This window comes from Pseudonocardia alni (assembly GCF_002813375.1).
Classification (GTDB): Bacteria; Actinomycetota; Actinomycetes; order Mycobacteriales; family Pseudonocardiaceae; genus Pseudonocardia; species Pseudonocardia alni.
In genome coordinates this window covers 3,261,040-3,274,320 of record NZ_PHUJ01000003.1, presented here as the reverse complement: position 1 = coordinate 3,274,320, position 13,281 = coordinate 3,261,040, and the positions used below count along the sequence as shown (strand labels likewise).

At 75.5% G+C, this 13,281-nt stretch carries 13 protein-coding genes; 5 read left to right on the top strand and 8 right to left on the bottom strand.

Annotation, left to right across the window (positions count from 1 at the left end; translation table 11 throughout):
- Positions 1-14 precede the first annotated feature (14 nt).
- Positions 15-1,460 carry an AI-2E family transporter gene (locus ATL51_RS16210; protein ID WP_301549052.1) on the bottom strand — a complete coding sequence of 482 codons (1,446 nt, stop codon included), beginning with the start codon at positions 1,458-1,460 and terminating at the stop codon, positions 15-17.
- A gap of 541 nt (positions 1,461-2,001) precedes the next feature.
- Here ATL51_RS16210 and ATL51_RS16205 point away from each other — a divergent pair.
- A complete protein-coding gene (locus tag ATL51_RS16205; RefSeq protein WP_073576113.1) occupies positions 2,002-2,478 on the top strand; it encodes a hypothetical protein in 477 nt (158 codons plus the stop codon).
- Positions 2,479-3,147: 669 nt separating this feature from the next.
- On the top strand, positions 3,148-4,383 hold the full coding sequence (locus ATL51_RS16200; RefSeq protein ID WP_100879082.1) for a D-arabinono-1,4-lactone oxidase: 1,236 nt from the start codon (positions 3,148-3,150) through the stop codon (positions 4,381-4,383).
- 15 nt (positions 4,384-4,398) lie between these two features.
- Here the strand turns inward: ATL51_RS16200 and ATL51_RS16195 are convergent, their stop codons facing one another.
- On the bottom strand, positions 4,399-5,724 hold the full coding sequence (locus tag ATL51_RS16195) for an amidohydrolase family protein (protein WP_100879081.1): 1,326 nt from the start codon (positions 5,722-5,724) through the stop codon (positions 4,399-4,401).
- Position 5,725: 1 nt separating this feature from the next.
- Positions 5,726-6,370, bottom strand: a complete 645-nt coding sequence (locus tag ATL51_RS16190; protein ID WP_073576110.1) for an NYN domain-containing protein — start codon at positions 6,368-6,370, stop codon at positions 5,726-5,728.
- 67 nt (positions 6,371-6,437) lie between these two features.
- Here ATL51_RS16190 and paaI point away from each other — a divergent pair, with 67 nt between their 5' ends.
- Positions 6,438-6,887 (top strand): hydroxyphenylacetyl-CoA thioesterase PaaI, encoded by a 450-nt coding sequence (gene paaI / locus ATL51_RS16185; protein ID WP_100879080.1) that lies wholly within the window; start codon positions 6,438-6,440, stop codon positions 6,885-6,887.
- 7 nt (positions 6,888-6,894) lie between these two features.
- Here paaI and ATL51_RS16180 read toward each other — a convergent pair whose 3' ends face one another.
- The 4 genes from ATL51_RS16180 to ATL51_RS16165 all read right to left on the bottom strand — a co-directional run bounded on the left by ATL51_RS16180 (position 6,895) and on the right by ATL51_RS16165 (position 11,611).
- The gene (locus ATL51_RS16180) at positions 6,895-7,986 is read right to left on the bottom strand and encodes a nitric oxide synthase oxygenase (RefSeq protein WP_301549258.1); all 1,092 of its coding nucleotides are present in this window, start codon (positions 7,984-7,986) and stop codon (positions 6,895-6,897) included.
- A 799-nt stretch (positions 7,987-8,785) separates the two neighbouring features.
- The gene (gene trmB / locus ATL51_RS16175) at positions 8,786-9,598 is read right to left on the bottom strand and encodes a tRNA (guanosine(46)-N7)-methyltransferase TrmB (RefSeq protein ID WP_073576108.1); all 813 of its coding nucleotides are present in this window, start codon (positions 9,596-9,598) and stop codon (positions 8,786-8,788) included.
- Entirely contained in the window at positions 9,591-10,589 is a 999-nt protein-coding gene (locus ATL51_RS16170; protein WP_202417942.1) for a glycosyltransferase family 2 protein, read from the bottom strand. The genes trmB and ATL51_RS16170 overlap by 8 nt, the downstream gene beginning before the upstream one ends.
- A 56-nt stretch (positions 10,590-10,645) precedes the next feature.
- Entirely contained in the window at positions 10,646-11,611 is a 966-nt protein-coding gene (locus ATL51_RS16165; RefSeq protein WP_226354421.1) for a glycosyltransferase family 2 protein, read from the bottom strand.
- Positions 11,612-11,863: 252 nt separating this feature from the next.
- On the opposite strand from ATL51_RS16165, the gene ATL51_RS16160 reads away from it, so the two are divergent.
- The gene (locus ATL51_RS16160) at positions 11,864-12,526 is read left to right on the top strand and encodes a hypothetical protein (RefSeq protein WP_100879079.1); all 663 of its coding nucleotides are present in this window, start codon (positions 11,864-11,866) and stop codon (positions 12,524-12,526) included.
- Positions 12,516-12,794 carry a DUF6802 family protein gene (locus ATL51_RS16155; RefSeq protein WP_100879078.1) on the top strand — a complete coding sequence of 93 codons (279 nt, stop codon included), beginning with the start codon at positions 12,516-12,518 and terminating at the stop codon, positions 12,792-12,794. The genes ATL51_RS16160 and ATL51_RS16155 overlap by 11 nt, the downstream gene beginning before the upstream one ends.
- An 8-nt stretch (positions 12,795-12,802) precedes the next feature.
- On the opposite strand, the gene ATL51_RS16150 is transcribed toward ATL51_RS16155, so the two are convergent.
- Positions 12,803-13,255: a hypothetical protein gene (locus ATL51_RS16150; protein WP_073576104.1), complete on the bottom strand. Its 453-nt coding sequence runs from the start codon at positions 13,253-13,255 to the stop codon at positions 12,803-12,805.
- Positions 13,256-13,281 lie beyond the last annotated feature (26 nt).

Here is a 13,281-nt window from a genome sequence, read left to right as displayed (position 1 = left end):
GGCAGGGCGTGCGCTCAGCCCGGCAGGGCGGGCGGCGGGTTCGCCTCGCGCGGGCGCAGCGGGTCCACCGCCCGCGGCGCGACCTCGCGCGACGCGACCAGGGAGCGCACCGCGGCGGTCAGTACGGCCAGCAGCGGGACGGCGAGCAGCGCGCCGGCGATCCCGGCGACGACCACCCCGACCGCGACGCCGAGCGCGACCGCCAGCGGGTGCAGCCGGACGGCCCGGCCCATCAGCACCGGCTGGAGCACGTGGCTCTCCAGCTGCTGCACCGCCAGCACGACACCGAGCACGATCAGCGCGGTCACCGGTCCCTCGGTGGCCAGCGCGACCAGCACCGCGACGGCGCCGGTCAGCACCGCCCCGATGATCGGCACGAACGCACCGAGGAACACCAGCGCGGCCAGCGGCAGCACGAACGGCACACCCGTCGCCCACAGGCCCAGGCCGATCCCGAGGGCGTCGACGATCGCGACCAGCACCGTCGCCCGTACGTAGCCGACGAGCGAGGCGAACGCCCGGCGGGCGGCGACGTCGACCCGCGAGCGCCGGGCCCGCGGGGCGAGCAGCCGGACGAACCCCCAGATGCGGCGGCCGTCGTGGAGCATGAAGATCAACGCGAAGAGGCAGAGCGCGAACCCGGCGAGAATCTCCCCGACGGTCGCGGCGGTCGTCACCGCGCCGGAGGTCAGCGTCTGCTGGTTGTCGCGCACCGCCTGCAGCACCTGGTCGCCGAGCACGCCGACGTCGATCCGGAACGGCGTCGCGTCGGCGAGCCCCTGCAGCGAGCCGACGTTGTCGGTGACCTCCGCCACCACCTGGGACGTGCCGTCGACCAGGGTGCTGACGACGGCGGTCAGCAGCCCCCCGAGCGCGGCCAGACCGCCGACCATCACCAGCGCCGTCGCGATGCCGCGGGGCACCCGCCGCTCGTGCAGCCACCGGACCAGCGGGGCGAGCAGTGCGGACAGCAGTACCGCGATCGCCACCGGGACGACCACGACCCGCAGCTCGATCACGAGGAAGACGAGCAGCGCGAATCCGGCGGCGATGACGAGCATCCGGGCACAGGCCTCGGAGGCGATCCGCAGCGGGCGCGGGATCTCCGCCCGCGGCGACGGGCGGGGGCGCGCCCCGGCGGCCCGCGCCGCGGGGTCCGCGACGTGCGGCCCGGTCCGCTGGCCGGCGCCGCGACGGTGGTCGGTGGTGTCGTCGAGGAGGGGCTCGGTGTCGTCGTGCGGGGCGGGGGTGGCCCGGTGGGCGCCGGCCCCGGGACCGGCCGGCCGCGGGGCGACCACACGTGCGTGCCCGGCGCCGGAGTCCTCGTCCGCGGCCTGCGCCGGTTCCGCGTGGTGCCCGTCCGCGGACGCGCGCCCGCGAAGGGCAGGGTCGTCGTCGTGCCGTGGGTGCGGGATGCCGCTCCCGGAAGGAGCGGCGGGCCGCCCGGTCCGCTCCGTCATGGGACGACGGTACGGCGGATCGGCCGGGGTGGCGCGGTGCACGCAACGGTGACGGCCCGGCCCCCGATCACTGCACCCCGGACGGCCCAGCGCCGGGACGGACGGAGCAGTGCTGACAGCCATTCGTGACTGTCCGTCGAACTACACCCGTGTAGTGGACACTCCGTGGGCCGCACCGGCACGAAGGAGTGGCGATGTGGTCACGCACCGCCGCATGGTGGTCGCGACGTGCCGGATCGTGGTCACCTGGGCCGAGGCGAGGATCCGTCGCCGAGGGCTTCCTACGGGCCGGACTCCGAACCGACGTCACCGACTGCTCCAGGAGGAGGCTGGGTGAACACGCTCCGTAGACAACACGGAGAGTCCCGGACCGGTCACGCCACTCGTACGAGGGGACCTCGCAACCAGAACTGTCACCCCCGTTTCCCCTCTCGTGTGTCACCCGTTGACCGGGTGAGTGGGCCGAACGGCGGTACCGGGTGTACGCGATACGGACCAGGCCGTGGGTCCCCACATGTCAGGCGAGCAGGAGGTACGGCGGGTGTACGAGTTCGACAGCGCTGCGGGTGGCCTCGAGTCGTCGATCCGGGCGCGACGCGCCGCGCAGGAGAGCTGGCCGTTCCCCGGCCGGCACGAGTCGCACGACGAGATCCAGGAGGAGACCCCGATCTTCCACGCCCTCACCGTCGGGGGCTGGCGGGACGGCCGGCGGAGCGGGAGCGCCGGCAACGCCGTGCGCCGCGTCCACCGCGGCACCGTCCGCACGACCCGCCGCGGTGGCGCGGTCCGGCCGACCGGGGACACGGTCGCCGCGTTCCACGCCGAGGTCGCACCGGTCCCGGCGCAGCCGCTCGGCCACGCGCCGCAGGAGCAGGACGACGGCGCCTGGAACACACCGGGCGACGCCGCCATGGTGATGCTGCGCCGTCGTCGCGACGCCGAGCGCGCCGCGGACCGGGCCGCGATCGCCGATCTGCTGGGCGGTGCCGGGCGGCACCGGCTGACCCGCACGGCCTGAGCGGCGTCCGAGCGACCGGACGGGCATCCGGCCCGGTCGCTCCGCCGGCACGGGCGGCGCGGTACGGCCGTTCGGCACCCTTTCGGGACCGGATCGGTACGCGAGGCAACCACGACACCCCCGGAGCGTCCCGGGGAGTAGCCGCACGCCACAGGCGTACGGCCGCACGGCAGGACCGGTGGGGACCGGGAGCGCCGAGGATGCACCAGAACATCCCGCGGACACACCTTGGGACCGCGGGATGAGGTGACGACCGGCTGGGGAGCTGGGTCGTCAGCACGCAAGGCGAGGGCCGGGGCGATGGTCGGAGGGAGCCGACCACCGCACCCGGCCCTCGCGCGTGCGGAGGCCACCGGCGTGGCGCGCGCGACACCGGTGACGCCGTCGGCGCCGACCGGAGCCGTGGGGAGCGCGGTTCCGGGCAGGGCGACGGGGCCGAGTGCGGGACATCCTCGTCCCGGACTCGCGTGGCGACATGATCGCCACGGAGTGTGACCGTATCGGGCGGCCGTCCGGGTCACAAGAGGGCATTCGCTGCATGTTTCGCCGTCCCGTCCGGCACACCCGCCACCACGTTCACCGCCGTCCCACCGGACGGCCGTACGACGCGCCGCGACGCGTGCTCGAATCGTTCCGCACGGTGACCCTCGGCGTTCTACCCTGCGAGGGATGAGCACCGATCCCGCCGCGACCGGCCCCCGGCGCACCGACCGCCCGCTCGACGAGGCCGGCGTCGTGACGGCCGTGCGACGGGCCGCGGAACGGGGCGCCACCGTCCGCCCCACCGGTGCCGGCGGCCGCGCCCCGGGACCCCTCGTCCGGACCGATGACGTACTACTCGACGTGTCCGCGCTGACCGGCGTCGTCGAGATCGCCGAGGACACCGTGCGGGTGCGGGCCGGGGAGACCGTCGCGGACCTCTGCGTCGCCCTCGCCGCCGCCGGCCGGGCGCTGGCCACCGTGCCCGACGCGCCCCGCGCCACCATCGGCGGCGCCACCGGGCTGGGCATGTACGGCGGCGCCCCCGCGGAGGGCTCGCTGTCCGGCCAGGTCCGGGCCGTCCGGTTGGTCGACGGCCGCGGCACAGTCCGCGACGTCACCGGACCCGACCTCGACGCCGCCCGCTGCGGGCTCGGCGCACTGGGCATCGCGACCGCGCTGGAGCTCCGCACCGTCCCGCTCACGCGGCTGCAGGTGCACGAGCGCGCCGTCGGCATCGACGAGGTGCTCGGCGAGGACCTGCTCGGCGAGCACGCCTGGACCGAGTGCGACATCGCGGTCAGCCCGTCGGCGCACGCCGGGTCCGCGGTGCTGCGCTGGGCCGAGCCGGAGCCCGAGGCGACCGGTCCGGTCGAGCGCGCCGGCTGGGGGCAGGCGGTGTCGCGGCTGGCGTCGTCGTGGTGGTCCTCCGGGGTGGGGCTGCGCTCCGGGTGGCCGCCGCCGCAGCGCTGGGCGCCCGGCACGGCCGGGCCGCCGCACGAGGTCCTGCCGGACCCGCAGCCGTGGGACCCGGACCTGTCCGAGTGGGCCGTGCCGCGTGCCGCGCTCGGGACGGTCCTGCGCGAGCTGGGGGCCGCCGTCGCCGCGCGGGGGCGGGAGCTGCGTCCCGTGCGGGTGCGCACCGGACGGGCCGAGACCGGTCTGCTGCACCCGGCGTCCGGTCGGGACACCGCCTACCTGCGGCTGCGGACCCGCGGACCGGCGGAGGAGCCGGTCCGCCGGCTCGCGGGCGCGGTCTGCGAGGACGCCGACGGGCGGCCCTGCTGGACCACCCGGCACGCCTGGGGGCCGGACGAGCTCGCCGTCGCCTACCCGGGGTGGGAGGCGTTCCGCGCCGTCCGCGATCGGTTCGACCCCGACCGCCGCTTCACCGACCCGCACCTCGCGGCCGTACTCGGCCGCTGACGGGCGCGGGACCGCTCAGACCTGCCCGCGCAGCCGCGCCGAGATCGACCGCACCGCGGCGAGTGACGCCCGGCGGTCGGCCCGGGTCGGCTCACCGGCGTCGATGACCTGCTCGCCGCCCACCCACACGTCGTGGACCAGGCGGGAGCCGCCTGCCCACACCAGGTTCGACACGAGCTGCGCGTCGTCCGACGGCGCGACGAACGCGGAGTCGTCGGTCTCGACGTGCACCACGTCCGCCCGCCGTCCGGCCTCCAGCGCGCCGAGGTCGTCGCGGCCGATCGCGTGCGCGGCGTCCGCGGTGCCCATGAGCAGCACGTCGGCGGCGGTGAGGGCGGCGGCGTCGTCGGCCCCGACCCGAGCCATCAGCCCGGCGAGCCGCGCCTGGTGCCAGAGGTCCAGGTCGTCGCAGGAGGCGGGACCGTCGGTGCCCAGACCCACCCGGACCCCGGCCCGGCGCAGGTCCAGCAGCCGGGCGGTGCCCGCCGCGAGCTTCGCGTTCGAGCCGGGACAGTGCGCGACGGCGACGCCGTGCCGGGCGTAGACGGCGATGTCGTCGTCGGACAGGTGGACCGAGTGCGCGGCCAGCACCCGCCCGCCGAGCGCGCCGCCCGCGTCGAGCATCGCCGGGACCGAGCCGTGGGCCTCGCGCACGGCGGCGTCCTCGCCGCGGGACTCCGCGACGTGGGTGTGCACCAGCGCGCCGCGCTCGCGGGCGGCCGCGGCGACCGACTCCAGCGCACCCGACGGCAGCGTGTAGGCCGAGTGCGGGCCGTAGCCCAGCTCGATCCGGCCGTCGTCGTCGGGGACCAGGCCATGGGCGTCGATCCGGGCGGAGACGTCGTCGCGCATCTGCTCCCAGGTCCCGAGCCGGTCCCAGCCGGGCGCGGCGATGATCCCCGGGGTGAGCACGGCCCGCGAGCCCGCGGTGCGGACGGCGTCGGCCAGGGCGTCGGTGAAGAAGTACATCTCGACGCTGGTGGTGCAGCCGGTCCGCAGCAGGTCCAGGCAGCCCGCGAGCATCCCGGCGTGGACGTCCTGTTCGGTCAGCAGGCCCTCCGCGGGCCACATGACCTCGGTCAGCCACGGCATCAGCGGCAGGTCGCCGCCCATCCCGCGCAGCAGCGACATGGGGGTGTGGCAGTGCGTGTTGACCATGCCGGGCATGAGGAGCCCGGGCAGCGGCCGCAGCACGGCGTCGGTCGCCGGCGCGTCGGCGGCCGTGCCGAAGAACGCGATCCGGCCGGTGTCGTCGACGTCGAGGACCGCGTCACGCACGACCGGGAAGCCGGGCGTGCAGGGCAGCGCGACCGGGGCGGTGAGCCGCTGGAGGACCGCCATGTCAGCGGCGGTCGAGCAGCGAGCGCAGCGACCGGAACGGCGGCAGCCAGGCGCCCTCGTCGGGCAGGGTCTCCAGCGAGACGCGCGGCAGCGGCTCGCGGAACACGCCGTCGATGTCCTCGAGGTCGAGGAACGACAGCGTCTCCGAGGCCAGCGCGAACCCGGCGTACTCGCGGAAGCCGATCACCGTGACGTCGGTGCCGACCTCGATGAGCTTCTCCAGCGGCTCCCGGAACGCCCGCCCGTCCCCCGAGGCGACGACGACGTGGCGCAGCCTGCCCTCGGCCGAGCGCATGCCGATGTGGGCGAGCATGTCGTCGTCGACGTCGGAGTCCTCGCTGGTCTTCGGCTTGGCGAAGACGGCGAAACCCACGTTGCGCAGGGCCTCGACCCAGGGCCGGACGATGTCGATGCTGCCCGGGGCGACGTTGGTGAATACACACGCCTCGGCCTCGGCCTCGGGGCCGGCGAGGTCGAGCAGCCAGCGGCCGACGGCGTCGAACCGCGGACGGTAGGCCGAGGTGGGGCGGGCGCCGAGCAGCGAACCGAGGCTCATGTCCATGTTGGGCGCGTCCCACACCAGCAGCACGCGCTCCTGCGGGCCCGTCGGAACGCCGCGTCCGTGTTGCCCCGTCCCGCTGCTCATGCCGGGGAGCCTAGCCGCCGTCGCCCCGCCCGCCCGGCCCGGCGCCCACGCGGGTGAGACTGTCCCCATGGAGAACCCACCGACCGGGCCGGAGCAGCTCGCCACCCGGACCGCCGAGATCATGCGCGACGGCGACCGGGCGAGCCGTGCGGCGGGGGTCGACGTCGTCGCGGTCACCCCCGGACGGGCGACGGCGACCATGACCGTCCGCCCCGAGCAGGTCAACGGGCACGGCGTCTGCCACGGCGGCTACCTGTTCCTGTTCGCCGACACCGCGATGGCCTACGCCAGCAACTCCCACGGCGTCTCCGCCCTGGCCAGCGGCGCGGACATCGCGTTCCTGCGCCCGGCGCACGAGGGCGACGTCCTCACCGCCGAGGCGGTCGAGCGGGCCGCGAGCGGCCGGTCCGGGCTCTACGACGTCACCGTCCGCGCCGACGACGGGACGGTCGTCGCCGAGTTCCGGGGCCGCACCCGGCAGGTGCCGGGCCTGAGCCCGGTCACCGCCCGGCCCTGAACGGCCCTCAGCCCTGGTCGTCGCGGGGCCGCAGCCCGTGCGGCTCCAGGAACGCCGGCCGCAGATCCGGGTCGGGCTCGTCGTAGTAGCGGTGGAAGACCGGGGTCTGCGAGCCCGACATCGGCGGCACGATCCAGCTCCAGTCGGCCGGGCAGCGCCGTCCCGCGGCCTCCTCCTTCGCCAGGAAGGTCATGAACCGCTCGGCCTCGCTGTGGTGGTCGGCCATGGTGACGCCGTCGGCGTCGAAGGAGTAGGTGACCGCGCGGACCAGCTCGACCATCGCCCGGTCCCGCCACATCGTGCGCACCGACCGGGTGTCGAGCCCGAGCCGTTTCGCGATCTCGGGCAGCAGGTCGTAGCGGTCGGTGTCGGCGAGGTTGCGGGCGCCGACCTCGGTGTCGAGGTACCAGCCGTTGAACGGGGCGGCCGGGTACACGACCCCGCCGATCTCCAGCGGCATGTTGCTGATGGCGGGCACCGAGTGCCAGCGCAGCCCGAGCCGGGCGAACCAGGGGTGCTCGGGGTGGCGCAGCGGGACCTCGTGCACGGCGTCCGGCGGGACGTCGAACAGCCGGGACCGCCCGTCCGGGCCGGTGATCAGCAGCGGCAGCACGTCGAACCGGCCCGCCGGCTGCGGTCGCGGCCACCCCATCCCGACGACGTGGTCGGTGAAGTCGGCCTGCCCCGGGTCCCCGGTGACGGTGCCGTCGGGGTTGCGGTGCCCGGCGTAGCGGACGAGCTGGTCGTTACGGATCCGCGGGCCGGGACGCCCCGGGGCGTCCGGCGCGAACACCGTCATCGTCGAACGGATCTTCCCGCCGCGGGTGGCGGCGCGCAGGTGCCCGACGCTCTCCTGCGCGATGTCGGCCGGGTCGTTCAGGTGGCGCAGGTCGCGGACCTGCAGCGACTGCCAGTACAGGCGCCCGATGCAGCGCGCGGAGTTCCGCCAGGCCACCCGGGTGCCGAAGACCAGCTCGTGCGTGGTGTGAGTGTAGGTGCCGACCCGGTCGATCTCGGCGCGGACCTGGCGCAGCCGCTCCGGCAGCGGGACGCCCGGCTCGGTCTCGGCGTACACCTGGCGCAGGAACTCCTCGGCCACGGCCGGGTCGACGGGGGCGGGGTCCCGCTCGTCGGCGACGCCGGGGGGCGGCGGGTGTCCGCCGGAGCGTCCGTGCCCGGTGACCGGGCAGCCACCGGTGGCCTCGGCCGGGGGCGCGGTGCGGCTCCCGGCCGACGGCGCGCCACGGCCCTCCACCGGCCGTGCGGTGCGGTACTCCGCCGGGGGCGCGACGCGGACGACCGCGGTCGCGGCGCCCGGGCCGTCGACCCGGTTGAGGACGTGCTCGCGGCTCCCCGCGGCCGGGCGCTGCGATCCCGGGGCCGGGGTGGTTCCGGAGCCGGGGGTGGTTCCGGGGGCCTGGGCCGTTCCCGGGACCGGGGTCGCGACGGTCGTGCGCTCCGGCAGCGGCGTCGCGACCGTGGCCCGCTCGGCCGGAGCCTGCGGGTCCCGCAGCGGCCCGGACCCGCCCGGCCCCTGTTCCCGCGACGGGCCCTGCTCCCGTGGCGGAGCCTGCCGCACCCGCGACCGGTCGACGACGGTCGTCGTCTCCACCCCGGGCCGCGCCACGGCGGTGGTGGCCTGCACGGGGCCCTCGACCGGACCGACCAGCGGGACCATCGACACCGACCGGCCGGACCGCTCCGCGCCGGACTCCCCGGACACCGGGCCGGGCCCCTGACCCGGACCCGACGGGGCGCCCAGCGGCGGGCCCGTCATCGGGCGGGGCGTCGGGCTCGGCCGGAAGCCGGGCGGTCGGTCGACCGGCCGCTTCGGTGCCGCGGGGGCGGGGTGCGAGTTCTTGCCGTGCTCCACCGTCGTCACGGGCGTCCTTCGGGGGTCACTCGGGTGGGGATCCGGATCGGGGGTGCTCCCGACCGTAGTCGGTCACTCTCCGTGTGTCACCGGTGCCGGGGGCGTGGTCGGCGACGTACAGCAGGTCACGAACCGGTCGTCCCTCCAGCCGGGCCCGGTCCTCGAACTTGGTGACCGGACGCCACGACGGACGGTCCTGCCAGCCGTCCGGACGGAGCGGGAAGTGGTCGTCCGGGCGCAGCGACGGCTCCGCGGAGACCACCCGGCGCATCTGCTCGGCGTAGTGCGGCCAGTCGGTGGCCAGGTGGAGCAGCCCGCCCGGGCGCAGCCGTGACGCCGCCAGAGCGGCGAACTCCGGCTGGATCAACCGGCGCTTGTGGTGGCGCCGCTTGGGCCACGGGTCGGGGAAGAAGATGCGCAGCCCGTCCAGCGACGCGGGCGGGACGACCCGGCTCAGGAGCTCGACGGCGTCGCCGCGCAACAGCCGCTGGTTGGTCAGGCCGCCCTGCTCGATCCGCATGAGCAGCTGGGCCAGGCCGGGCTCGAAGACCTCGACGGCCACGTGGTCGATCCCCGGCTCGGCCGTCGCGAGCGACGCCGTCGTCTCGCCCATGCCGGACCCGATCTCCAGCACGAGCGGCGCGGTCCGGCCGAACATCGCCGCCGGGTCCCAGACCCCGGCCGCCACGACGTCGTCGACCTCGGAACCCCACGTCGACCACAGCCGGTCCCAGGCGGACTGCTGGCCCTCGGAGAGCCGGACACGCTGGTGGACGTAGGAGCGGATCCGGGTGTCGTGCGGGTGCGGGGTCTCCGGGGCGGTGGCCCGGTCAGGCACCGGTGTTCCGGCCCGCGGGCAGCCGCACGTGGGCGGTCGCGCCGGGCAGCCGGCCGCGGACGTAGCCGGCGGCGGTGACGCCGAAGCAGGCGACGATCGCGGCGGCGGAGGCGGCGTTGCGCTCCTTCGCCTCGCGGATCACGCCCGCGGGCAGCACCTTCATCGTGTAGCTGCTCTCGGTGGACAGCGAGTCCCCGGTCCCGACGACCTTGGACACGGCGGCCTTGGAGATGCCCTCGGCCCAGCCGCGGCGCAGCAGGTAGCGCCAGGAGACGCGGTCGTCGGACACCCGGTGGTCGACGGCGGCGCGCGGCTCGAACAGGATGCGCGGGTTCCGGCCGTCGGCGACGTAGGCCTGCCGGGCCCGGATGCAGAGCTCGGTCTCCTCGCAGCCCAGCGGGTTCTTGCCGATCCGGCCCATGTCCTCGGCGAACCCGCCGACGCGGGTGAACACCTCGGCGCGCAGGGACATGTTGCAGCCCATGAGGTTGCGCATCTCGGCACGCTCGGTGGGCTGGCCGGTGTAGGTGCAGCCGACGACCCAGTCGAGCTCACCGGTGGCGTTCGGGTCCCCGGGAGCGGCACCGGGCAGCGTCCGCGGACGCCCGTCGGGCCACTTCGGGTGCGCGACCCCGCCGACGCCGATGACGTCCGGGTCCTCGTACGGGGCGAGGAGCGCGTGCAGCCAGCCGGGGCGGGCCGCGGCGTCGTCGTCGAGGAAGACGACGACCTCACCGGAGGCCAGCTCGACCGCGGTGTTGCGGGCGCCGGACAGGCCCTGCTTCTTGTCGTTCGCGACGACGACCACCCCGAGCGGCCCGAACTCGCGTTCGGCCCGCTCGCGCAGGCGTTCGTTGTGGTCGACGACGACGATCGTCTCCAGCGGGGTCACGTCCTGGTCGAGGACCGAGTCGACGGCGGCCTTGATGTCGAACCAGCGCTTCTCGGTGTAGACGCAGACGACCACGGTGGCGGTCGGCAGGGCGCTCACGTGCAATCGCTCCTCATGGGGCTGCGGACCGGCGGGGGCGGCCGGTGGGAGCAGCGTCAGCGGGCGTAGCCGGACGCCTTGCGGCGCTGCTCCATGCGACGGTGCTCGGCCATCAGGGTACGCAGCACGCGCGTGCCGTCGGCGAAGGTCCGCAGGTTGGTCTCGCCGAACATGCGCTCGCGCTCGACCGACGGCACCTCGGTGATCGTCAGGTCGGCGGCCGCGACGCGGCAGTTGAGCACGGTCTCGATCTCGAAACCGTCGCCCCAGAGCATCGAGCCGTCCTCGGGCTGCGGCGCGGCCGGGTCCGGGAGCTCGAGCTGCGGGAGCAGGTCGGCCCAGAAGGCGTTGTAGCCGTAGCAGAGGTCGGAGTACCGCGTGCCGAACAGCCGGTTCGCGACGGTGTTCAGGCCGGCGTTGCCGGACTTGCGCAGCAGCGTGATGTCGTCCGAGCCGCCGCCCTTGCAGAACCGGCTGCCCTTGGCGAAGTCGGCGCCCTTGACCAGCGCGTTCACGAAGGCCGGGATCTCGTTCGGGTCGGCCGAGCCGTCGGCGTCGAACATGACGATGACGTCACCGGTCGCGGCGGTGAAGCCGCAGGCCATCGCGTTGCCCTTGCCCTTGCGGGTCTGGGTGATGACGCGCGCCCAGGGCAGCGTGCGCCGCGCGACGGCGACCGTGTTGTCGGTCGAGTTGCCGTCGACGACGATGACCTCGTGCACGGCCGGGCGCACCGCGGCGATGGCCGGAAGCACGATCTCCAGGTTCCGGGCCTCGTTGCGGGTCGGCACGATCACCGACACCGCCGGGTTCGCGCTGCGGCGCGGAGCCGGGCGGGGCCGCGGGCGGCGGAAGCCCTCGGGTCCCTCCGGCTGCGGCGCCAGCGGAGCGCGCCCGCCGGGTCGGGCAGGGCTCGCCGGGAACGGCGACTGTCCGGCACCGGCACCGTTCTGACGCCCGGGGCGCGCGGGGGCGCTCGCATCGGGCGTGACGGTCGGGCGGGCGGGCGTAACGGCGCTCACACTTCCTCCATACAGGTCCGCTTACTCGTCCAACGACGCGATCACGGCCCGGTTGCGGTTCTGGTGTCGGGCGTCTTCGGTATTGCCCGATCAGTGGACGTCCCTGGAGCCCGTGGGGTTGCCCCGGTCGGCTGATTCGTCCGTGTCCACGCTGCGGTTCAGCCTTGCCCATGAGAAGGGACGACGATTACCCGGGTCCGCTGCGCAGTCCTACGGATCCACCCGGGAGCGGTCCCTCCGACACTGTCCGGCATGGACCGGGAACCGCTGTCGGGCAGCATCGGACCGCCGCTGCGCACCGCGCTCGACCAGGCCCGCGCCGATCTTCTGGCGACGTTGTCGGTGCAGGTCGACGGCCTGACGGCGGACGCGGCCCGGCGCGCGGGGCGGGCCGGCGACGTCCGGTGGTGGACGGCCGCACTCGACGGTCCCGCCCGCACCCTCGACGACGCCTGGGCGCGCCGCAGCGGGCCGGTCCTGCGCCGCCGTGCGGCCGCAGCCGCACTGCGGCATCCGAGCGCGCACGTGACGCATGTCACTCACGGTCCGTCACCGTCGTGTGGCGGGGCTCTCGTCGCCGCGGCGGGCCGGGTGCTCGCCGTCGCACCGGGCCGGGAACGCGGGGCGTGGTCCGGGGCGGTCCTGTCCGGATCGGCGGTATGGGTGGCGTCGGTCCTCGCGGCCGGCGCCCGGGTGCTCCCGGCCGGGGGTCCCGGGGTGCTGCCCGCCCTCGCGGGGCTCGTCCTGCTGGTGGGTGCGCTCGTCGCGGCCCGGGTGCGGGTGGTCCGCTCCGCCCGGGACCGTGCGCTGGCCCGGCGGGTGCGCGACGCGGTGCTGCTCGCCGCGGACCACGAGCTGCTGCGCCGGATCTCCGACGCCGACCGCGGGCTGCCGGAGGCGTCCCGTGCGTGCTGAGCCGCCGGTACCGGCCGGGAGCACGGTCCTGGCGGGTGCGGTGGTCGCGGCGGCGCTGCCCGTCCCCTGGTGGGTGCGGGTGCCGCGGGCCCGGTCCGGCGTCGCGGGATCGGTCCCGGTGTCCGGGCCCGCCGCCCGCGACGCCGACGGCGACGGCGTGGCGGAGACGCTCGTCGTCGACACGGGACGGGGTCCGGAGTTCTGGACCGACCTCGACGGCGACGGTCTCGCCGACGCGGTGGCCGGCCTGCCCGGAGGCCCCGGTTGAGCCCGGGGTCAGTCCTCCGGCTGGTCGGCGGGGGTGCGGCCCTCGCTGTCGGTGTTCGCGCCGCGCCGGAACCGTCCGACGCCGCGGCGCTGCTCGGCGATGGAGCGGTCGATGTCCGCGGACACCTTCTGCTGGCGGCGCCGCTCGCGGATGCGCAGCAGCACGAGCATCGAGACTCCGTAGGCGATCCCGACGATCAGCAGCACGGCTCCGATCTTGAACACGATCTGCTGCACACCGGTGATGCTCTCGATGTCGATCACCGAGATCATGCCGAGGACGCCGAGGGTCAGCAGGTGGAACAGCACCACCAGCAGCCGGTTGATGGAGTGCGACGTCTCCGTGTTCTGGAAGACGTCCTCCAGGAACGGCTGTCCGGTGCGCAGCAGGATCTGGCCCACGACGACCGTGATCGCCACTCCGACCACGACCAGTGCGAGATAGCCGCCGGTTCCCTCCACAGTGGGCCCCTCCCCGTGCGTGTGCA

Coding starts and splice junctions, on each gene's coding strand:
- ATL51_RS16210 (WP_301549052.1), bottom strand. CDS start 1,460: ATGACGGAGCGGACCGGGCGGCCCGCCGCTCCTTCCGGGAGCGGCATC.
- ATL51_RS16200 (WP_100879082.1), top strand. CDS start 3,148: ATGAGCACCGATCCCGCCGCGACCGGCCCCCGGCGCACCGACCGCCCG.
- ATL51_RS16195 (WP_100879081.1), bottom strand. CDS start 5,724: ATGGCGGTCCTCCAGCGGCTCACCGCCCCGGTCGCGCTGCCCTGCACG.
- ATL51_RS16190 (WP_073576110.1), bottom strand. CDS start 6,370: ATGAGCAGCGGGACGGGGCAACACGGACGCGGCGTTCCGACGGGCCCG.
- paaI (WP_100879080.1), top strand. CDS start 6,438: ATGGAGAACCCACCGACCGGGCCGGAGCAGCTCGCCACCCGGACCGCC.
- ATL51_RS16160 (WP_100879079.1), top strand. CDS start 11,864: ATGGACCGGGAACCGCTGTCGGGCAGCATCGGACCGCCGCTGCGCACC.